Annotated in this window: 20 protein-coding genes; all 20 read right to left on the bottom strand. The window is 36.8% G+C overall.

Annotated features, from left to right (window positions below):
• Positions 1–123: 123 nt before the first annotated feature.
• The 20 genes from VIHSUH07_RS06075 to VIHSUH07_RS05980 all read right to left on the bottom strand — a co-directional run bounded on the left by VIHSUH07_RS06075 (position 124) and on the right by VIHSUH07_RS05980 (position 21,193).
• Positions 124–1,377: a glutamate-5-semialdehyde dehydrogenase gene (locus VIHSUH07_RS06075; RefSeq protein WP_105084277.1), complete on the bottom strand. Its 1,254-nt coding sequence runs from the start codon at positions 1,375–1,377 to the stop codon at positions 124–126.
• An 11-nt stretch (positions 1,378–1,388) separates the two neighbouring features.
• Complete coding sequence (gene proB / locus VIHSUH07_RS06070; RefSeq protein WP_105084276.1) at positions 1,389–2,510, bottom strand: glutamate 5-kinase; 1,122 nt, start codon at positions 2,508–2,510, stop codon at positions 1,389–1,391.
• Between the two features lie 36 nt (positions 2,511–2,546).
• Positions 2,547–2,831 (bottom strand): ribosome assembly RNA-binding protein YhbY, encoded by a 285-nt coding sequence (yhbY, locus tag VIHSUH07_RS06065; RefSeq protein ID WP_105084275.1) that lies wholly within the window; start codon positions 2,829–2,831, stop codon positions 2,547–2,549.
• 8 nt (positions 2,832–2,839) lie between these two features.
• Positions 2,840–4,111, bottom strand: a complete 1,272-nt coding sequence (gene obgE, locus VIHSUH07_RS06060) for a GTPase ObgE (RefSeq protein WP_105084274.1) — start codon at positions 4,109–4,111, stop codon at positions 2,840–2,842.
• 22 nt (positions 4,112–4,133) lie between these two features.
• Complete coding sequence (locus VIHSUH07_RS06055; protein WP_105084273.1) at positions 4,134–5,270, bottom strand: S41 family peptidase; 1,137 nt, start codon at positions 5,268–5,270, stop codon at positions 4,134–4,136.
• Position 5,271: 1 nt separating this feature from the next.
• Positions 5,272–6,471 carry a murein hydrolase activator EnvC family protein gene (locus VIHSUH07_RS06050; protein WP_105084272.1) on the bottom strand — a complete coding sequence of 400 codons (1,200 nt, stop codon included), beginning with the start codon at positions 6,469–6,471 and terminating at the stop codon, positions 5,272–5,274.
• 10 nt (positions 6,472–6,481) lie between these two features.
• Positions 6,482–7,369 (bottom strand): permease-like cell division protein FtsX, encoded by an 888-nt coding sequence (ftsX, locus tag VIHSUH07_RS06045; RefSeq protein ID WP_105084271.1) that lies wholly within the window; start codon positions 7,367–7,369, stop codon positions 6,482–6,484.
• Entirely contained in the window at positions 7,359–8,045 is a 687-nt protein-coding gene (ftsE, locus tag VIHSUH07_RS06040; protein WP_105084270.1) for a cell division ATP-binding protein FtsE, read from the bottom strand. The genes ftsX and ftsE overlap by 11 nt, the downstream gene beginning before the upstream one ends.
• 11 nt (positions 8,046–8,056) lie before the next feature.
• Entirely contained in the window at positions 8,057–8,989 is a 933-nt protein-coding gene (locus VIHSUH07_RS06035) for a transketolase family protein (protein ID WP_105084269.1), read from the bottom strand.
• Entirely contained in the window at positions 8,989–9,825 is an 837-nt protein-coding gene (locus VIHSUH07_RS06030; protein ID WP_105084268.1) for a transketolase, read from the bottom strand. The genes VIHSUH07_RS06035 and VIHSUH07_RS06030 overlap by 1 nt, the downstream gene beginning before the upstream one ends.
• A gap of 36 nt (positions 9,826–9,861) precedes the next feature.
• Entirely contained in the window at positions 9,862–10,956 is a 1,095-nt protein-coding gene (gene csaB / locus VIHSUH07_RS06025) for a polysaccharide pyruvyl transferase CsaB (protein ID WP_105084267.1), read from the bottom strand.
• Positions 10,949–12,985: a DUF5693 family protein gene (locus VIHSUH07_RS06020; protein ID WP_105084266.1), complete on the bottom strand. Its 2,037-nt coding sequence runs from the start codon at positions 12,983–12,985 to the stop codon at positions 10,949–10,951. The genes csaB and VIHSUH07_RS06020 overlap by 8 nt, the downstream gene beginning before the upstream one ends.
• 12 nt (positions 12,986–12,997) lie before the next feature.
• Positions 12,998–13,690 (bottom strand): LmeA family phospholipid-binding protein, encoded by a 693-nt coding sequence (locus tag VIHSUH07_RS06015; protein WP_105084265.1) that lies wholly within the window; start codon positions 13,688–13,690, stop codon positions 12,998–13,000.
• 8 nt (positions 13,691–13,698) lie between these two features.
• Positions 13,699–14,806 (bottom strand): peptide chain release factor 2 gene (gene prfB / locus VIHSUH07_RS06010; RefSeq protein WP_233187828.1). Its coding sequence is split into 2 segments (ribosomal slippage): positions 13,699–14,748 and positions 14,750–14,806, totalling 1,107 coding nucleotides; the frame shifts between segments, so codons are not numbered across the junction.
• 125 nt (positions 14,807–14,931) lie between these two features.
• Complete coding sequence (gene secA / locus VIHSUH07_RS06005) at positions 14,932–17,367, bottom strand: preprotein translocase subunit SecA (RefSeq protein WP_105084264.1); 2,436 nt, start codon at positions 17,365–17,367, stop codon at positions 14,932–14,934.
• Positions 17,368–17,568: 201 nt separating this feature from the next.
• On the bottom strand, positions 17,569–18,102 hold the full coding sequence (gene hpf / locus VIHSUH07_RS06000; RefSeq protein WP_005378989.1) for a ribosome hibernation-promoting factor, HPF/YfiA family: 534 nt from the start codon (positions 18,100–18,102) through the stop codon (positions 17,569–17,571).
• 235 nt (positions 18,103–18,337) lie between these two features.
• Positions 18,338–18,535 (bottom strand): cold shock domain-containing protein, encoded by a 198-nt coding sequence (locus VIHSUH07_RS05995; RefSeq protein ID WP_005379075.1) that lies wholly within the window; start codon positions 18,533–18,535, stop codon positions 18,338–18,340.
• A 467-nt stretch (positions 18,536–19,002) separates the two neighbouring features.
• The gene (locus VIHSUH07_RS05990; protein ID WP_005383807.1) at positions 19,003–19,722 is read right to left on the bottom strand and encodes an amino acid ABC transporter ATP-binding protein; all 720 of its coding nucleotides are present in this window, start codon (positions 19,720–19,722) and stop codon (positions 19,003–19,005) included.
• The gene (locus VIHSUH07_RS05985) at positions 19,719–20,369 is read right to left on the bottom strand and encodes an amino acid ABC transporter permease (protein WP_009661171.1); all 651 of its coding nucleotides are present in this window, start codon (positions 20,367–20,369) and stop codon (positions 19,719–19,721) included. The genes VIHSUH07_RS05990 and VIHSUH07_RS05985 overlap by 4 nt, the downstream gene beginning before the upstream one ends.
• A 14-nt stretch (positions 20,370–20,383) precedes the next feature.
• Positions 20,384–21,193 carry a basic amino acid ABC transporter substrate-binding protein gene (locus VIHSUH07_RS05980; RefSeq protein WP_009661307.1) on the bottom strand — a complete coding sequence of 270 codons (810 nt, stop codon included), beginning with the start codon at positions 21,191–21,193 and terminating at the stop codon, positions 20,384–20,386.
• Between the last annotated feature and the right edge of the window lie 329 nt (positions 21,194–21,522).

Genomic DNA, 21,522 nt, shown 5'->3' with positions numbered 1-21,522 from the left:
TTATGACTATAATGCAAATCAAGATAAATAATGCCAATGCTTTTACATACGATACCCACTCATAGTGCCCCTTAGGCGTTTGAATATAACGATAATAGGCTCGTATCAAATAATATAAACGCATCACGAACGAATTTGTCCTGTACCAAATACAAAATATTTATAGGATGTTAATGCTTGTAAGCCCATTGGTCCACGAGCATGAAGTTTTTGTGTACTAATGCCAATTTCAGCACCAAATCCAAATTCAAAACCATCTGTAAATCGGGTTGAAGCATTATGGTACACGGTCGAACAATCGATTAAATTCATAAAATGCTGAGCAGTCGTATTATTATCGGTAACAATTGCTTCAGAATGATGAGTTGTATACCGATTAATATGTGAAATAGCCTCATCCACAGATGATACAATAGCTACATTTAAATCAAAATCATTATATTCTGTTCCAAAAGAATTATCCTCCACAGCAACACCATTAACGATTTGTAAGACCTCTGGTGTGCCATGAATCGTTACATGGTGATGTACTAACTTTGTTTCTAAGGCCAATAAGAACTCTTTTGCAATAGAACTATGGACTAATAAAGTTTCCATGGAATTACATACAGATGGACGCTGCACCTTAGCATTAACAGCTATATCAACAGCCATATCAATGTTAGCTTCAGCATCAACATAGGTGTGACAGATACCACTTCCTGTTTCTATAACTGGTATCATACTATCGCGTACAACGCGTTGAATTAATCCTGCACCGCCTCGTGGGATGACTACATCTATATAACGACGTTGTTGTAGCAATACACTGACAGCTTCACGATCCAAAACTTCTACCAACTGGATAGCTTCTCTTGGTAAATCATGGGCCTCTAATACGTCTTGCATAATGGATACGATGATGCGATTTGTACGGAACGCTTCCTTACCACCGCGCAGAATGGTGGCATTAGCAGTTTTAAAACATAACGCTCCGGCATCAACGGTTACATTAGGACGCGCCTCAAAAATAATACCTATAACACCAAATGGTACAGCACGCTTCTCAATATGAAGTCCATTGGGCCTATCGATATTTTCTAGTACGCTTCCTACCGGAGATGGTAATAGACTAACTTGACGAACACCTTCTGCCATTTGATGAATGCGATCTTTAGATAGTAGTAATCTATCTAACATCGTATCAGGTACCACGCCACGAGCAGAATCCATGTCCATGTTATTAGCTATTAAAATTTGTTCACTATGTTGAACTAACGCATCGGCCATATCACATAATATCTCATTGATGCGTACCTCTGGTAATTGCTGTAAAACAATAGATGCTGCTCGTGCAGATTCACCCATTTCTTTAAATATACTTTCATATGAATTCATACTGCACCTCATCAATGAATAATTACTAAGTTATTTCTATGAACAACCTCATCATATGTTGTATCAATTTCTAATACACGAGCTATATCTTGCGTATTATGACCTTTAATTTTGAGCAAATCTGTAGAACTATAATTCACTAATCCTCTGGCAATTTCTTTTCCCTGAGCAATAATTGATACCGTATCACCAGGTTCAAAAGCTCCATCCACTTCTATAATACCGGCTGGTAAAATACTAGCGCCGTGATGTAATACAGCTCTTGTACACCCTTCATCTATAGTAATGCTGCCACTTAAGCGCTTACCATAAGCTACCCAATGATGCTTTTGTGAAACACCTTGATCATTAGCGACAAATAATGTACCTATATTCTCACCTTTACATACTTTACGGAGTGAGTTATCTGATTCACCACTGGCAATAATCATATGTATACCTGAATTAGTCGCCATATGGGCAGCCTTAATTTTAGTATACATTCCACCGGTTCCCATACTTGAACCAGCACCGCCAGCAATTTCATAAGTTTCATCTGTAATCATAGAAACTTCATGGATTAAAGTAGCTGTAGAATCTGTAGCTGGGTTGGCCGTATATAAACCATCAATATCAGATAAAATAATAAGTACATCAGCCTCTACAATACCAGCTACAGTGGCCGATAAGGTATCATTATCGCCTATTTTATATTCTTCAATAGCTACAACATCATTTTCGTTAATGATAGGGATGACATGAAGTTGTAATAAAGCATGTAGTGTATTACGTAGGTTCAAATAACTATGACGAGAAGTACTATCCTCCTTAGTCAACAATATTTGAGCTACGGTTCTTCCATATTCTCTAAACATGCGTTCATACATATGAATGAGTACACCTTGTCCTACTGCAGCTGATGCTTGACGTAACACAAGATCTCTTGGTTTTTCTTTAAATCCTAGTGGTGCAAGTCCTGCACCGGTAGCACCCGAGGAAACAAGAATAACCTCTTTCCCTTGGTTGGCAAGATCTGATAATTGACGGACTAAATGTTCTATCCGTTCTAAATTTAAATGACCATTTGGGTAACATAATGTACTGCTCCCCACTTTTACAACAATGCGTTTAGCATTCTTAATGGCATCTCTCATACAATCATCTCCTATAAGGGAAAAAGGTTATAACTATTATTTCGGTAATATAATTTTTGGTTCTTTTTTAGCTTTATAAAGAACACCATTGAATCCAATAACTTGTACTAATTCAGCCCCAAGCATATCAGCCAATTCTTGGAAAATCGCTTTATCTTCTGGACTATTATTAAGCAATTTAACCTTAATTAACTCACGAGCCATCAATGCTGCTCTAGTACTATCAATGACGCTATCCTCAAGGCCATTTTTACCAATTTGCACAACAGCTGGCATAGTGGCAGCTAATGAGCGTAAATACCGTTTTTGTTTTCCTGTCATTATAACTCCTAGTCTCTGAATGTGAATCGTTGGTCACCAATAACAACTTCATCGCCTTCTTGGCACCCTTTTTCACGTAATTTATTATCCAATTCCATAAAACGCCAAATACGTTGGAATCGACGTAATGATTGATCATCGTCAAGATTGGTCATCGCCACAAGTCGTTCGATACGCTTACCTGTAATATAAAAGGCTGCATCATCGCCACGGGTAATGACAAATTCAGTATCTGGTTTCGCTTCATACATAACCGTATCATCAGTGGCTTCAACTTCTGGCTCATAATTTTCTACGTAATAATAAGCACGTTCCATAAGCTCAGGTAAACCTTCGCCACTTAGTGCATTAATTAAGAAAACTTCATAGCCTTTATCCTCAAAATAAGCTTTTGTTTTTGGAATTGTTTCATCATCAAAGACAAGATCAATTTTATTGAGTGCTACAATTTGTTTCTTATTAGCTAATTTTTCTGAGTATTTACGTAACTCATCATTAATAGCATCAAAATCTACCTTAGGATCACGTCCTTCTATACCAGATACATCAAGAACGTGGATGAGAATATTCGTACGTTCTACGTGTCGTAAGAAGTTATGTCCAAGGCCTACACCTTCGCTGGCACCTTCGATAAGACCCGGAATATCAGCTAAGACAAAGCTACGGTCACCAGAAATGGTAACAACCCCCAATACAGGTGTTAATGTTGTAAAGTGATAAGCTGCCACTTCTGGTTGTGCTTTAGATACTTTGCGTAGAATACTTGATTTACCAACGCTTGGATAACCAAGTAAACCCACATCAGCCAACACCTTTAACTCTAGTTGTAACCAACGTTCTTCCCCTGGCTCCCCTTTTTCAGCAAAGGTAGGGGCACGATTAGAACTAGATAGGAATCTCGCATTACCGCGACCACCACGACCGCCTTTAGCAATGATAAAGGTATCACCATCGTGAACCAAGTCACAGAACACCTTGCCTGATTCTTCGTCCTTAACAACAGTGCCTAATGGAACAGGAATAATTAAATCCTCTGCGCCACGACCATGTTTATTAGCACTTTCACCATTGCCACCCTTCGGTGCTTTAAATTGACGTTTATAACGAAAATCTACAAGAGTATTAATATTTTTATCTGCTTTTAAAACGACATCTGCCCCTTGACCACCATCGCCACCGCTAGGCCCGCCATTAGGAACATATTTCTCTCGACGAAAACTGGACATGCCGTCTCCGCCATCACCCGCTTTTACAAATACACGAGCGCGATCTATAAACATAATTACATCCTTTTCTGCAAAACTATTTTAATAGTTCTATTGCCTTTTGAATTTGAATATCTGACATATCACTAGATGGTGTAGTTCCCTTTGGTAATTCTAGAACTACATCTGGTTGAATACCAGTTCCATCAATAACACGATCATTAGGAGTATGGTATTTAGCAATCGTCACTTTAATACCTTCATCCTCTAGATTTGGATATACGCTTTGAACAGTCCCTTTACCATAACTATTAGTACCTACAATAGTACCTAACTTTCTATCTTGAATAGCGCCGGCAATGATTTCAGATGCACTAGCAGAGCCTTTATTAATAAGAACAACCATAGGCAATGCGGGATTCTTTCCATCGGATACGTAGTTTTTTCTCTTTCCATCACGTGTAGTGAAAGATACTAATGTACCTTCTGGCATAATAATGCTGGCAATATCTTGAGCACTATTAAGTAATCCACCAGGATTATCGCGTAGGTCTAGAACTAACGAAGTCATCCCTTCAGAGAGAAGCTGCTCATATTGAGTTTTAAAATCTCCTGCTGTATGTTCAGCAAATTGACTGATTCGAATATATCCAATATGGTCGGTTAGCATCTTACTTTTTACTGTAGGTAATACAATCTCTTCTCTTGTTACGTTAAACGTTAATAATTGATTATCCCGTTCAACCACAATCGTTACATTGCTTCCAGCCTCACCACGTATTTTTGAAGCTGCATCCTCAATCGTCATAGAATTAGTATCTACACCATCAATGGATACGATGTGATCACCGCTTTTGATGCCAGCTTTATAAGCCGGCATATCATCAATAACGGATACTGCTTCTAACCCCTTTGAACCATGTCCAAGAACCATGCCCACACCTGCATATGTGCCAGATGTATGCTCCTTCATAGATTCAAAGTCATCCTTATCTAAATAGACACTATGAGGTTCTCCTAGGGAAGCTACTAAACCTTTTAACATACCATCAAACAATGTGGCTTTACTTACAGGCGTCATAAATTTCTGAGTCGCTATGTAATAAGTCACCACAAATCGAGGCAACCCCATAGCTGATCCGGAAATATACCAAAATACGAGCCACAACATAATAATGGACGCAAATATATATTTAATTAGCGCTAAACCAATTCTTTTAAAATTATTATTCATTCTATAAATAACCCATAGGATCAACTGGATCCCCGTTTACGCGAACTTCAAAGTGAACATGAGGTCCTGTACTATTGCCCGTACTACCGGCATAGGAAATAACTTGACCTTTCGCAACAGACTGACCTTCATCTACAGCGAGTTCAGAGTTATGACCATATAGTGTAGAAAGACCATTACCATGATCGATAACTACAGCATAGCCATAGCCGCCCATCCATCCGGACCAAACTACGACGCCACCATCAGCAGCATGAACAGGTGTTCCTTCATCAACGCCAATATCAATACCGGAATGATAAATCGTAGTACCCCAAATTGGATGAACACGATAGCCATAAGGAGACGTAATTTCACCACTAACTGGCCAGCCAAGTTGTCCTGTACCTTGTACCCAATTATCTGATGCACCTTGCCCACCAGAGGATTGAGCTGCTGCGGCCGCTGCTGCAGCAGCTGCAGCAGCACGTGCAGCTTGTCGCTCTTTCAACATAGCACTTACTTGCGCCGAAGAAGCATTAAGTTCTTCAATGGCTTGCATAGCAGTGGCTCTATCATTTTGTGCTTTTTGAAGAACCACATTACGCTCTGCTTTTTTCTGTTCAATTTCAGCCTGTTTAGCAAGAGCCGCTTTTTCTAATTCAACCAACTTAGCACGATCTGCTTCAAGTTTTTGTTTATGAGCTTCAATTTCAGCACGTTCTTTTTTAATTTCGTTAATCAGTGTAATATCGGAATCAATAATTCGTTTTAAAACCTCTAATCGATTAGCGAAATCACTAAAATCTTTAGACCCAATGACTACATCAAGATAACTAAGTCGTCCATTGATATAAATATCACGAACTCGTTTATAAAATATGGATTCTCGACCTTCTAATCGTTTTTGAGCCTCTGCCAATTGACGTTCATTAAGTGTAATATCATTTTCTACAGCTACACGCTGCTCTTTAATCGTACCTAACTCAGCAGTCGCTTGACGAAGTTGTTCTTCAATTTGTCGCAACTGTTCAGAAACGCTTCCAATCACAGTTTCCGCATCTGCTTTTGCAGCATTTTGCTGGTTAACTTGTTGTTGAATCGAATCTAATTGATTTGTTAAATCTTCATCTTCAGCCATAATATAGGCTGGTGTCCCGCATAATACCACTCCCGAAAGAAGGGCTGCTACGAGACGAGTTTTAAATGTATACTGTCTCATAATCCCTCTACTATACTTTCATATATTGTTTTAATGAAATGGTACTGCCAATAATGCCTACGATAATCCCACCGCCAATTAAGCATGCTACTAATTGATAGAAGAATGGGAACATAGGAACTAATGGGAAGAATGCAAGTGAATCGGATACTTCTATGGTAATAAAATGATAGAACTCACCCACGCATAATACGGCAATAATGGACCCAATAAAGCCTAACAACATGCCTTCGATAACAAATGGCCAACGAATAAAGCCATTAGTAGCACCTACATATTTCATAATCGCAATCTCTTTGCGACGAGCAAATACAGTTAAACGAATAGTGTTAGAAATAATAAACAATGTAGCTGCTGCTAAGAAACCGATGAGTACGATACCACCAATACGGATAATTTGTGTAATTCGGAACAATTCCTCAATGATGTCTTGACCATAATGTGTACTTTCTACGCCTTGGAATGTAGTTACTAATTTAGCTGTAGATTTAACATCTTCAGGATTTTCAAAGGTAAGAACATAAGAGTTTGGCAATGGATTTACACCACCTAAGGCGTTCACCAATTGTTGTTGATCCCCTAAGCGTTCCTTAAATTCTTTCATAGCTTGTTCTTTATTAACAAATTCTAAGCGTTTTAGATTTGGAATTGCTTTCACTTGCTTACCAACAGCCATAATTTGCTCTGTAGTAAGACCATCTTTCAAATACACACTTAACTGCACTTGATTCTCTAAGCTCGATGCCATGTTATTAAGATTGATAACGCCACAGAGAAATACACCAAGCATAAATAAAGATAATGCTACAGTGGAAATAGACGCTAATGTCATAAGGCCATTGCGTTTCATGGACTTTAAGGCTTCCTTAAAGAAATATTTCATTGTTCTAGGCTTCATTAAATTCTGCACCCCTCATATTATCACTAAGAACACGACCATCTTTTAATTCGATAACTCGCTTATTTAAATATGTAACAATATCCATATTATGGGTAACCATAATTACAGTAGTGCCAAAATTATTGATATGCTTGAACAAATCTACAATGCCTTTACTTGTATTAGGATCAAGATTGCCTGTTGGTTCATCTGCAATTAATACAGATGGACGATTGACGATAGCCCGTGCAATTGCTACACGTTGCTGTTCACCACCAGATAAGTCCTCTGGTAAATCATTCGCCTTATCAGATAAACCAACTAATTCAAGAACGTGAGCCACCTTCTCTTTAATTACCTTAGGCTTCTCCTCGATAACCTCTAAAGCAAAAGCGATATTTTCAGCTACGCTTTTGTTAGGTAATAGTCGGAAATCTTGAAATACTACGCCTAATTTACGACGCAATTTTGGTATTTTACTACGTTTCATTTTTGTAACATCAAATTCATCAACTATGACAACTCCAGTATCTGGTGTAACTTCATGAGTTAATAATTTAAATAACGTAGATTTACCAGCCCCACTATGACCACAAATCAATACAAACTCACCATCATTAATGGTGAGGCACACATTATCAAGTGCGGTAGATCCGTTTTCATATACTTTACTAACATTCTTAAATTCTATCATTGGTTCCCCTTTTATTTACGTGTCACCACTTTTTTAGTTGCTTTTACAATATCTTCAGCTGTTAAACCATATTTCGCCATCAATTCTTTTGGTGTACCACTCTCCCCAAATGTGTCTTGAACACCAACGAATTCCATAGGAACAGGTCTATGTGTAACAACAACTTCAGATACTGCAGAACCTAAACCGCCTAAAATATTATGTTCTTCAGCAGTCACAATAGCACCTGTTTCTTCAGCGGCTTTAATGATAGCATTAGCATCGATAGGTTTAATGGATGCCATATTAATAACGCGAGCAGAAATTTGTTCATCTTCTAGTTGCTTAGCTGCTTCAACTGCAGGGCCTACTAAAGCACCACAAGCGATAATTGTCACATCAGAACCATCTTTTAATTGATTGGATTTACCAGGTGTGAAAGTATATCCTTCTGCGGTTACATCATCAACACCAGCACGACCGAGACGTACATAAACTGGACCATTATAATCAGCTGCCCATTGAATGACAGATTCTGTTTCTTTTTCATCTGCTGGCACAATAACAGTCATATTTGGTAAAACACGCATACATGCGATATCTTCTAAACTTTGATGAGTTGCACCATCTTCACCCACAGTAATACCTGCATGTGTAGCACATACTTTCACATTAAGTTTTGGATAGCATACAGCATTACGGATTTGTTCAAATGCACGACCAGTTGCAAACATAGCAAAGGAAGATACAAATGGAATCTTACCTGCTGCAGCTAAACCGGCACCTACAGAGATTAGATTTTGTTCAGCAATACCTACATTAAAGAAACGTTCTGGACACTCTTTCTTAAATGTATCAGTCTTAGTAGATTTTGATAAATCAGCATCAAGAACAATAATATTAGAATTTTCTTTACCAATTTTTGCTAGCGCATTACCGTACGCTTCACGTGTTGCTTTACCCATTATTGTACCCCCATGATTTCGTTTACGAATGCCACACCTTGTTCTTCACTCGGAGCTTTACCATGCCAACCAGCTTGACCTTCCATTTCTGCAACACCTTTACCTTTTACAGTATGCATTACGATACATGTAGGGCCATCTGTGAAAGCTTTCGCATCTTCAATGGCTTGATGTAATTCGTCAACATTGTGACCATTTACTTCAATAACATTCCATTTGAAAGCTTTAAATTTATCTGGAATTGGCAATGGGGACATAACTTTTTCAATATCACCATCAATTTGTAGTCCATTATAATCTACAAAGGCAGTCAAATTATTTAATTTATAGTGGCCTGCAAACATAGCAGCTTCCCATACTTGACCTTCTTCAAGTTCACCATCACCGAGAATGGAATATACACGATAATCGGCTTTGTCGATTTTACCGGCTAATGCCATACCACAAGCTGCAGAAATCCCTTGGCCTAAAGAACCTGTAGACATATCTACACCAGCTGTATGTTTCATATCTGGATGACCTTGTAAGAAATGATTAATTTTCCTCAAATTGATTAATTCGGATTTTGGAAAATATCCCTTTTCAGCTAGTGTTGCATACAATGCTGGCGCTGCATGGCCTTTTGATAAAACAAAACGGTCACGATCTTGCTTTTTAGGATTACTTGGGTCTACATTCATTTCTACAAAATATAACAGAGACATTACATCAGCAATGGATAAAGAGCCACCTGGATGTCCAGATTTAGCCGCTGTAACGGACTGTACGATGCTTACGCGAATCGCTTTTGCTTTCTCTTGTACTAATTGTTTTTGATCTTGACTCAATGTAGCCATAAAGACCTCACTTTCTGGATAATCTCCAATTTATATTTAATACTCTTCTAAAAGTGAAATAGCAAATTCTGCATTGCGTTTCGATACCTTACGCAATGTTTGAATGCGATTGAATGAATGTTGATAAGATTCTGTAGATTGTAAAAGTTCTACACATCGATCATATAGAACATTAGAATCTAATTCTGTCATAGTACCAATTGGTTCTTGTTCAATCATATGTAAAAAACTTGTAATTTTAGGGTCATAGGAAATACCAATAACTGGTTTTCCCATTAAGGAACTAAATACAAGTGCATGTAGGCGTATGCCAATCATTAGATCTACATTGCCAGATAAGGATAGTTGCTCTTCTGTAGTAAAAGGTCCTTCTAATACGATAGGTTTCACCTTCATTAATGAAGTTATAATCTTTGCTTCCTTCGTATCATCAGGATGAGACATAGGTATGAATACTATTTCAGCATCTTGCTCCAAACTTAACCGGCTCAATACATCTGCTAAACTCTGTCTATACGCCGTATCATCCTTCCAACTACGCACAGCAATGCCGATGCGTTTCCTACCACTTTCAATAGGAGCACAATTATATTTGGTTAAAATATTAGCACCGATACTAGGATTAGCCTTATGCATAGCTAATACAGCATCCGCCGTAACCTCAACATCATAAATCCCTAGAGCATTCAACTCATCTTTCGAAATGGAATCACGAACTGTAATTCCATCTACATATTTCAACATAAATTTAACAGCTCGTTTTGTAGATTTACGATATAAAGGACCAATACCTTGAGAGTACAGCATAACAGGTTTTCCGAGTAATTTTGCAAGCCCCATAATACTTAGATAATAATAGGTATTTCGAATACTTGTAGCATCCTGTAATAAACTACCTCCACCGCTAATCACTAAATCAGCATTACGTATGGCATTCAAAATACCAAAGGCAGCAAATGTTCCAACAGCCTTAATATTGTGTTTTCTACTAGTCTCTTGAGGATTGCCGGAGATAACCGTAATATGTGCATCGTCTTCTACATCACGAATAGCGTCGATAATGGCGCAAAGCATAGCTTCATCACCAGCATTACCAAAGCCATAGTAACCGGAAATAACGATATTACTCATGACTGTCCTCCCGATGCATAGCCCATTGCGAGATGTAAATGAGGAAACGAACTGCAAGAATAAGAACAATACCTATAGCACAACCGAGCAACAAACCATCATACCCACGCATAATAGACATGAAAACAGGTGTTCTAATATGACAGAATGTTTCAACCATAGATGCTACGCCGATAACGCCAGCTATAGTTAATACAAAATGAATAACCATAGGCCATTTACGTAAGAATGCAAATGTTGCGAGCATCAACAATGGATGACCAATCATAAATTCCTTTTCTCTTGGTCTAGCATATAGTGTATTCTCTAGGAATCTACGCAATACGAGTTCAACTGTTGGAACAGGCACACCTGCCGTATGACCACTACGGCCTACAAATACCCAAGCCGCAGCACCTATAGCAGCAAACACAAAGAACACATACATTTTTACATCTGTAGTTAAAAATTCTTTGATGAATTGTTTGGCTTCTGTGCCAGAGTTGATCATGCGACCTTTCCATAATGGAAAGCGTTGTAGATATGCGATCATAACAAGGATGATTGGTAATACGAAGGTAAGTTTTACACCTCTAAAGATTTCAAATTCCATAAAGAATTTTGTATTACCTAATAATGCCGCAATATACATGCCACCAATAGCGGCAAATAATGTTGCTATTACGAGATAGAGTAATGCGAGTAGCGTAGATTTCCATGCACCTATAGGGCGTGTACCATCTGATCTGCGCCATTCTTCCATAAGAATCACCAAGGCTCCAACAGGTGCCATAATAGCTGCAGATAAAGCCCAAATTTGAACTAATAATGTACCGCTAGTTACAATAAATCCAACAATGGATAGTAGTGATAGTGCAAAAAATAGAACTAATTGTTTGTGTTGTGACATAGCTATAAACATTTGTCCCACATACACAAATAAGGCAATACTACCAATCATTGTTAGAACAACTAATAAAGGATTAGGTGTATAGGCAGGATAAATATCTGCTGGCCCAAATTCATAGCCCTTGGCACTCAATTTATCTGTTGCACTATGTACATAGTTAATCGTTGTTTGTAACACAGTTTCATTATTTTGCCCTACTTCATACATAGGGAATAAATTAAAACGAATGTTACGCTCAATATCGCTAATATAGAATCGTTGAGCCGCTTCTTCCGGGGTAATCTTCTTTAACTCATCTTTAGAAATTGTGTAAACACGACCTACACTGTAATTCTTCTTAGCCGCCATATCTAAGAATCCTAACTGAGGCTCATATTGCAACTGATTAACCGCTTCAATACCAACCAATGGAATATGAAGATTATTCATAGCCTCTAAGGTTTCATCAATATGATCTGGTGCACCTAATGCCTCTTTACCAGCAAATATAATGCCTGTTACATGAGGTACCCCATCTAGACGATTAAATACATATTTAATATCATCAGATGTAACATTGCGATAATTAGTAGGTCGAACAATTACATTAAATCCGCGATTGGCCACTTCCATGGCTTGAATCTTAGAGATGCCTAAGTTCATCTTCGCATAGCTATCTGAAGTAGCACCTTGTAATTCTAAAACGGGTCCTATACTAGTATTAAGTTCTTTAACCTTTTCTTTACTAATACGATGATATAGGTCTTCGCGAATTTCTTTATAATAGCCTTCTTTACCAGGAATAAGTGCAACATAAGTAGCGCCTGGTTTAATAGAACCACCATTGATACGAACATCGGACATATCTTGTGATGAAAGTAATTTAATTTCACCAGCGTCATTTGCCTTTTCTAATGTTCTATCATAAATGGCAAATGCCGTTATTCCCGCCTCTTTCAGTGCATCAAAAGCATCTTTTTGACTACGTTTTTCAAAGGCATTAGCTCGAAGTACAGCATCATAATCTACTATATTCTCAATATGATTTTGTGCCTTTTCAATTGTATTGCGCTCCATTACTAAATAGAGTGCTGAAATAAGTCCTACTATGATACATAGTATAAGAACTAATGAGTGCTTAGTTTTCTTAACAGTATGCACGATATTTCCTTTCTAATTGAGTACAGGTTTAATCTTAATATGAATTTCTCCATTTTCAACGTTAACAGACTCAGCTTTAACCGGAACTGGGAAATTATTAAAATCATAGATAGCAATAGGATGCAATTGTTGTGATGTAATACCTGCAATAGTCAATCCACTAACTGTAAATCGACTAGGAGCAAATGATAAAACATTATCTTTCAACTGCAAGGCGCCTTCCAAACTAGCTGTTCCTTTCAAAGACCCCATAATGTTAACAGTCCCAGTTAACGCTATACGGTCATTATTAATTACTACATTAGCATCCTGCAGACCTTCTGTATTCTGAATAAGGAATTTCTTTAAATCATCCTCTAACACAATACCTTCTGCATAGGATGGACCAAGACTTAGGACCTCAACCTCATGAGATGCAATGAGAGAAATAGGATTAATAACAATATTATTTGCCTCATAATGAAGACTAGAAAAATTCAACTTTCCTAATTGAACATTTTCCAATGTTCCTGCCGCGTGATCTGCTTGTCCGTAAACCAGTTTAAAGGCTGGTGTAGATTCAATAACAACAGTTTGGCTTGAAGGTTTAAGTGATTGATTTAACTCATCTTCTACAATAGATTCCATATATTTTGGAACTACAAATTGAGCACCCACCACACATACAATGATAAGCAAGACGATGAATATTAAAATTTTTTTCATTATAACACCTATACTGTTAAATTAGCTTCTTTCTTTAAATAGCCTTCTATGAATTGGTCGATATTGCCATCCATAACAGCCTGTACATTACCAGTTTCAACCGATGTGCGATGATCCTTTACCATGTTATAAGGATGGAATACATAGGATCTAATTTGGCTTCCCCATTCAATAGCTTGGTATGTCCCACCAATTTGTTCTTTTAATTCAGCCTGCTTTTCAAGTTCTAATTCAAATAATTTTGCACGTAATAAACGAAGAGCTTGTTCTCTATTCTGCATTTGAGAACGCTGAGATTGACATTGAACTACAATGCCTGTTGGTTTATGAGTCATACGAACAGCAGAATCCGTTTTATTAATATGCTGCCCACCGGCACCACTTGCACGATATGTATCAACTTGGACATCTTTCATATCGATATTGATTTCCACAGTATCATCAATTTCTGGCATTACGTCAACAGCTGCAAATGAGGTATGACGACGTGCTGCAGCATCAAATGGCGATATACGAACGAGACGGTGAACACCTTTTTCAGATTTTAAATAGCCAAAGGCATTCTCGCCTTTAATAAGAAATGTTGCACTTTTGATTCCCGCTTCATCGCCAGGTTGTTCATCCATAAGTTCCACGGAAAATCCTGTCTTTTCTGCCCAACGCAAATACATTCGAATCAGCATAGAACACCAATCTTGTGCTTCTGTACCACCTGCACCAGCATGAAATGTAAGAATAGCATTATTCTGATCATATTCTCCGCCGAGCAAAAGCAATACCTCTTGTTTTTCAACAGCCTCTTGAATGCCATTTACAAATTGTTTGATTTCCCCCTCCATAGAGGTATCTTCTTCTTCTATTGCCATATCCAACATGACACTAGCATCTTCGATATCAGACACTAACTGCTTATACCCCTCTACAGAGTTTTTTAATTGTGTGGCTTCTTGAGAAATCTCACGAGCCTTATCAGGATCATCCCAAAATGTAGGATCACTCATCTGTACATCAAGTGTGAAGATTCGTTCTTCTTTCTGAGCTATGTTAAAGTGAATCCCTCATTCCATAAATTCGCTCTTCTAAACCAGAGATAATTGGTTTTAAATCCTCTAACAATTTATGTTCACCACCTTTATAGAATTACTACATGTACATAGTAACGATTTACTGTATTTTTAAAATGAAAAATGGCCGTTGCCCAGAAGGTGTTTTCCCATTGAGCAACGTGCCATTCACAAATGTTAATCTATGTTTTGTGGCTCCAACACATCTTCATGATGGGGTTGTGCACCTTCTAAGTGATCAACTGGTTGTTCAATTTCTTGAATCAATTGTGCACGAATTTTGTACAATGCCATGATTGTTTCATCTTGAATAGATTCAATCATGTGCTGGAACATATCATAGGCCTCAAATTTATATTCAACCAAAGGATTTTTTTGGCCATATGCACGAAGGCCAATACCTTCACGAAGCATATCCATATTATCCAAATGTTCCATCCATTTACTATCGACAACACGTAGCATAATCGCTTTTTCAAGTTGGCTAAACATCGCTTCACCTAAAAGATCAACACGATCTTGATATTCGCTATGTGCGATTTCGTGTAAGCGTTCATCCAATTCTTGACGTGTATATTCTTCCATTTCTTCTGTAGACATTAGTTCAGAAGTCAAGAAGTATTGACTCAAGTGTTTATGTAAACCTTCGTAATCCCATTCTTCAGGATACAATTTTTCATCAGCATATGTATCAACAGCTTCAGTTACAAGCTTGTCAATCATTTCATTAATGGTATCTCTTAAAGATTCATTTCGTAATATACGACGGCGTTGCTCATATAACACTTCACGTTGTTGATTCATAACATCGTCATATTCCAAGATATATTTACGAATATTGTAGTTATGATCTTCAACTTTCTTTTGAGCACGTTCGATAGATTTTGTGATTAAGGAATGTTCAATTGGTTCATCTTCTTCCATTCCTAGTTTATCCATGATGCCAGAAATATTATCAGCACCAAAGATACGCATCAAGTCGTCTTCCAAAGATAGGAAGAATTGTGAAGAACCTGGGTCACCTTGACGGCCGGCACGACCGCGTAATTGGTTATCAATACGACGGCTTTCATGACGTTCAGTACCTAAGATAGCTAAACCACCAAGTTCAGGCACACCTTCACCTAATGTAATATCAGTACCACGACCAGCCATGTTTGTAGCGATTGTAACCATACCCATTTGACCAGCATTGGCAACAATTTCCGCTTCTTGTTCATGATGTTTAGCGTTCAATACCTTATGTGGTACACCAGCGCGCAATAACATATCTGAAAGTTCTTCAGATTGAGTGATGGATGTAGTACCAATCAAAATAGGTTGGCCCGTTTGGTGACGTTCTACAGCATTGCGTACAACAGCACGATATTTTGCTGCTTTAGATTTAAAGATAAGGTCAGGTAAATCCACACGAATCAAAGGGCGATTTGGAGGAATAGGAATTACTTCCAAGCCATAAATATCATTGAATTCCTTTTCTTCCGTCTTAGCAGTACCAGTCATACCAGACAATTTTTCATACATACGGAAATAGTTTTGGAACGTAATAGATGCTAATGTTTGGCTTTCACGTTCAACCTTAAGACCTTCTTTTGCTTCAATAGCTTGGTGCAAACCATCAGAATAACGACGGCCAAACATCAAACGACCTGTAAACTCATCGACAATAACAACTTCACCATCTTTTACTACATAGTCTGTATCGCGATGCATCATAGCATAAGCGCGTAAAGAGGCACCTAGTAAATGGTTGAGTTCAATATTATCAGCATCATATAAATTTTCGATGCCTAACATTTTTTCAACTTTTGTAATACCAGAATCTGTCGGTGCAATCGTCTTTTGTTTTTCATCGATTGTATAGTCTTCATCTTTTACAAGATGTGGTACAACTTGCGCCAATTTATAATAGTTGTCAGTAGAGCGACTACCAGGACCAGAAATGATGAGCGGAGTTCTCGCTTCATCGATCAAAATGGAGTCAACTTCATCGACGATGGCATAGTTCAATGGACGTTGTACCATTTGAGATACATCGGACACCATGTTATCACGAAGATAATCGAAACCAAATTCATTATTAGTACCATATGTTACATCTGCAGCATACGCTTCTTTACGTTGATTATAATCGAGATTTGCAACAATTAAACCAGTAGAAAGGCCTAGAAAATTATACAAACGACCCATTTGCTCACTATCACGTGTAGCCAAGTAATCGTTGACAGTAACAACATGAACACCTTTACCGGATAAAGCATTAAGATATACAGCTAAGGTAGCAACTAAGGTCTTACCTTCACCAGTACGCATTTCTGCAATATTACCTCTATGCAAGCAAATACCACCTAGCATTTGCACATCAAAATGACGCATACCAAGTACACGTTTAGATGCTTCACGACATACGGCAAAAGCTTCTGGTAAAATATCGTCTAACGTTTCTCCCTTTTGTAAGCGACGTTTAAACTCATCAGTTTTAGCAACGAGATTAGCATCACTTAATTTTACATAATTAGGTTCTAGTTCATTAATATGATCTACAATTTTGCGCATTTTTTTAACTTCTTTTGCGCTATTATTTCCTATAAGACTTTGTAAAAAGCCGAACAAACAAATCACTCCTCTTCGGGATATCTTACATTATTATATCTAATTCATTATAACGAAAAAGCCTTGAATAGTCAAAGAATTCAAGGCTTTTCTATAGATATACAACTAGAAATATAAAATGGATACCATTTCTGGTATCCATTCTATATTTCACTCGATTAAATCAATGTAGAAAGATAATTAATTGAATAATCGATCATATTATTTTAATTCTGGTTCAATCAAACCATAGAAACCATCATGTCTGCGATATACTACATTCATTGTTTCTGTTTCCGCATTGAAGAACATGAAGAAATCATGTCCAATCAAGTTCATTTGCAAGATAGCTTCTTCTACATCCATAGGACGAACAGCAAAATGTTTACGTTTTACTACTTCAATTTTTTCTTCTTCTACAGGTGTATCAAGTGGTGCTACATCTGGATGGAAAGCTTCTTGACGTTTAAAACGTTTTGCCAAACGAGTTTTATGTTTATGAATTTGGCGAACGATTTTATCTACTACTAAATCGATTGCTGCATACATATCATCATTTGTTTCTACGCCACGAAGTACAATTTTATCTACGAAACATGTAATTTCAATTGTTGCTTTATCACGCACTACAGATAATACTGCTTGTGCATCTAACTCATCATCAAAGTAACGGGTCAACTTACCCAATCTTTTTTCTACATACTCACGAAGAGCCGCTGTCACTTCAATGTTTTTACCTCTGATTGCTACTTTCATATGTCAACACCCTTTCTAAAAATCAACGACCAGTTGTTAGAATGTTCTTATTACTCTATTTCTGGTGTCTTAATTAGTATTTCTACATCTACATATAAAACTCCTCTTTTTTGATAAAAATTTTTATATTTTTTGTAGAAATATGTATTGCACACTATTAAATGTGCAAAAAATCCCAACAAATAAGATGTTGGGATTTTTTAAATTTAGTTTTTATGTAATATTTGGTATATGATTACGCTTTTACAACATTTGCTGCTTGTGGGCCACGATTGCCATCAACAATGTCAAATGTTACATTTTGACCTTCAGATAAGGATTTAAAACCTTCGTCTTGAATAGCAGAGAAATGAACGAATACATCGCTACCATCTTCTCTTTCAATAAATCCATAACCTTTTTCTGCACTAAACCATTTTACTTTACCTAACATGGGTAATATCCTCCTATAAAATATATATTGTCTTACTGTCTTGCTCTATATCTGTATAATAACATAGCGTGTATAAAATATCAAATTACAACTCTCGTATTTCATTTAAATTATTATGCAGATTCAACTCTAAGAAATAAATAACTTTTATTCTTAATTCCTTTTAATTATTGGTTTTACTCTATATATTCTATAGGATAAAGACTCATATTTATTTCATTATAACTAAAATATATGAGTATTATAAATATTTTTTGCGCTATATAGATGCATAAACTGTATGTTTATCACAAATATTTATCTCTAACATCTATTTATACGAATTAATAAATTTAGAGAAATCACTTAATTGTAGTGATTGCTAAAGTAAATATATGTAATTTATCAAAATTTATTATAAGATAATGTGCAACAAAACAGCACTCATGATTACAAACTAAGTAATTATGAGTGCTGTTCCTAAAAATCTATAAAATTTTAGACAAGAATAATTTTGTTCTATCACTAGAAGGTGCATCAAATACTTGTACTGGTGTGCCATCTTCTAGGATTTGACCACCATCGACAAATAAAACTCTATCCGCAACCTCTTTAGCGAAACCCATTTCATGTGTAACGATAACCATCGTCATACCTTCATCAGCCAAAGATTTCATTACATCCAATACTTCACGTACCATTTCAGGATCAAGTGCCGATGTAGGTTCATCAAATAACATTACCTTCGGTTTCATAGCTAATGCACGTGCAATAGCAACACGTTGTTTTTGACCACCGGATAGTGAGTCCGGATACATTTGAGCTTTATCAGCTAATCCAACACGTTCCAATAGTTTCATAGCAATGTCTTGTGCTTCTTTCTTATCCGTTTTTCTTACATTTACGGGAGCCAATGTCAAATTATCCAATACGGTCATATGTGGGAATAGATTAAAGTTTTGGAATACCATGCCCACTTCTGTGCGTACAGCATTTAATTTATTCTTATCGGATAAATCCATACCATCCACAATTACATGACCACTGGTAGGTTCCTCTAGATAATTCATCGTCCGCAAAACTGTACTTTTACCAGATCCTGAAGGACCGATGATTACAACAACTTCACCTTTATCAATTTGTAGATTGATGCCCTTTAATACTTCATTTTTACCAAATGATTTTCGCACATCTTTTAATTCTATCATTTTACGTTATATTTCCTTTCAAGGTAAGCAACCAATCGAGAAATCGGTATTGTCATACATAGATAGATAATGGCAACCGTTCCCCAAATTTCAGTAGCCGCATAGGTTTTAGCGATAATTAATTGACCACGACGCATCAATTCTTCAAAACCAATAACAGAAACTAAAGAAGAATCTTTTAGCATAGCAATAAATTCATTACCCAAAGGAGGGATTGATGCTTTAAACGCTTGCGGAATAATAATAAAGCGCATAGTTTGCCACCAAGACAAACCTAGTGAACGACCGGCTTCCATTTGCCCTTTATTTACAGATTGAATACCCGCACGGAATATTTCAGATACATATGCACCAGAATTGATACTACAAGCAGCAACAGCTGCTACATAAGGATCAATTCGAGTGCCAATGATTTGAGGTAATGCAAAGTAAATCATGAAAATTTGTACTAACATAGGTGTACCACGAATCACATCTACATAGCATTTAGCAATCAATCGAACAATTACGAAATTCGACATTCTAGCTAAGGAAACAATTAAACCGATAATGAAACCACAGCTTACAGCAACAGCTGTAATTTTTATGGTCATTAAAGCCCCATATAATAATAATGGTAAATTACTCGTTATGACATTCCAGTCCATTTACAACTCCCTAATTATTTAAAATCCAACACAACAGGCATATCTGCAGGTGCATCTACATTAAACCATTTTTTATATAATGTATTAAATTCACCATCTGCTTTCATATCAGCAATAGCTTTATTAATTTCCTCTTGTAAAGCTTTATTATCTTTATTCAAAGCCAAACCTAAGTACTCTTTTGTATTTGGATATGGCAAGATTTGGATATGCTCATCAGGATGTTTTGTGCTGTAATATTGAGCGACTGGTAAATCAATAACAGTAGCATCAACACCACCATTTTGCAACTCCAACAACGCTTCATTACTATGATCGAATTCTTTTACAGAAGTACCTTCAATCTTATGAGCTAAATCGGAACCAGTTGTCCCCATTTGAGCAGCAATTTTTTTATTCTTCAAATCGTCTAAGGAATGAATGCTATTAGAATCTTTATATACAATAGCTAATGCATTTTCATAGTATGGAGATGAGAATAATACCTTTTCACTACGCGCTTTAGTGATTGTCATACCGGAAGCTGCCACATCAATATCATGTGTATTTAATGCTGGAATCAACGCATCAAAGGCAACGTTTTTTAGTTCTACATCTTTGTTAATACGTTTGCCAATTGCACGAATCAAATCGATATCGAAACCTGCATAATCTTGGGTTTTATCATCTTTAAATTCAAAAGGTACGAATGTAGCATTTGTGCCAACAATTAACTTATTATTAGACGTTGTTGTAGAAGAAGATCCACAACCACCAACTAAAGATGCAGCCATAACAACCATCAAACTACCGAGAACTAATTTTTTTACTTTTTTATTAAACATCTTCTTAACCTCATATATAACTAAGTTTATTTATATAGTATATATACATGGAATAATTATGTCAATAATAATGTATATAACATTTTTAAAATTCCATATTTTAATGATTTCTCTATTAATTTTTATACACAATATGTATTAATATGCACTCCTTGTATACAAAATATAGCTTAACAAACGCAATATCTACAATTTTCATTTATACATCTGTATAAATGAAAAAAAGCACATGAGAAAAGCCTCATGTGCCCGTTATACGGCTGACCTGGTCTTTGCCCCCACACTCGCCTGCTGGAAGGTTCGCTCATAAGCCCATGGCCCCCCACTAC

The sequence above is a fragment of the Veillonella sp. T34266-5 genome, from assembly GCF_002959815.1.
Lineage (GTDB): Bacteria > Bacillota > Negativicutes > Veillonellales > Veillonellaceae > Veillonella > Veillonella atypica.
Note: the sequence above shows the minus strand (reverse complement) of the source record. Positions and strands in the feature narration are given on the sequence as shown.

Coding starts and splice junctions, on each gene's coding strand:
- VIHSUH07_RS06075 (WP_105084277.1), bottom strand. CDS start 1,377: ATGAATTCATATGAAAGTATATTTAAAGAAATGGGTGAATCTGCACGA.
- proB (WP_105084276.1), bottom strand. CDS start 2,510: ATGAGAGATGCCATTAAGAATGCTAAACGCATTGTTGTAAAAGTGGGG.
- yhbY (WP_105084275.1), bottom strand. CDS start 2,831: ATGACAGGAAAACAAAAACGGTATTTACGCTCATTAGCTGCCACTATG.
- obgE (WP_105084274.1), bottom strand. CDS start 4,111: ATGTTTATAGATCGCGCTCGTGTATTTGTAAAAGCGGGTGATGGCGGA.
- VIHSUH07_RS06055 (WP_105084273.1), bottom strand. CDS start 5,270: ATGAATAATAATTTTAAAAGAATTGGTTTAGCGCTAATTAAATATATA.
- VIHSUH07_RS06050 (WP_105084272.1), bottom strand. CDS start 6,471: ATGAGACAGTATACATTTAAAACTCGTCTCGTAGCAGCCCTTCTTTCG.
- ftsX (WP_105084271.1), bottom strand. CDS start 7,369: ATGAAGCCTAGAACAATGAAATATTTCTTTAAGGAAGCCTTAAAGTCC.
- ftsE (WP_105084270.1), bottom strand. CDS start 8,045: ATGATAGAATTTAAGAATGTTAGTAAAGTATATGAAAACGGATCTACC.
- VIHSUH07_RS06035 (WP_105084269.1), bottom strand. CDS start 8,989: ATGGGTAAAGCAACACGTGAAGCGTACGGTAATGCGCTAGCAAAAATT.
- VIHSUH07_RS06030 (WP_105084268.1), bottom strand. CDS start 9,825: ATGGCTACATTGAGTCAAGATCAAAAACAATTAGTACAAGAGAAAGCA.
- csaB (WP_105084267.1), bottom strand. CDS start 10,956: ATGAGTAATATCGTTATTTCCGGTTACTATGGCTTTGGTAATGCTGGT.
- VIHSUH07_RS06015 (WP_105084265.1), bottom strand. CDS start 13,690: ATGAAAAAAATTTTAATATTCATCGTCTTGCTTATCATTGTATGTGTG.
- hpf (WP_005378989.1), bottom strand. CDS start 18,102: ATGAAAGTAGCAATCAGAGGTAAAAACATTGAAGTGACAGCGGCTCTT.
- VIHSUH07_RS05995 (WP_005379075.1), bottom strand. CDS start 18,535: ATGTTAGGTAAAGTAAAATGGTTTAGTGCAGAAAAAGGTTATGGATTT.
- VIHSUH07_RS05990 (WP_005383807.1), bottom strand. CDS start 19,722: ATGATAGAATTAAAAGATGTGCGAAAATCATTTGGTAAAAATGAAGTA.
- VIHSUH07_RS05985 (WP_009661171.1), bottom strand. CDS start 20,369: ATGGACTGGAATGTCATAACGAGTAATTTACCATTATTATTATATGGG.
- VIHSUH07_RS05980 (WP_009661307.1), bottom strand. CDS start 21,193: ATGTTTAATAAAAAAGTAAAAAAATTAGTTCTCGGTAGTTTGATGGTT.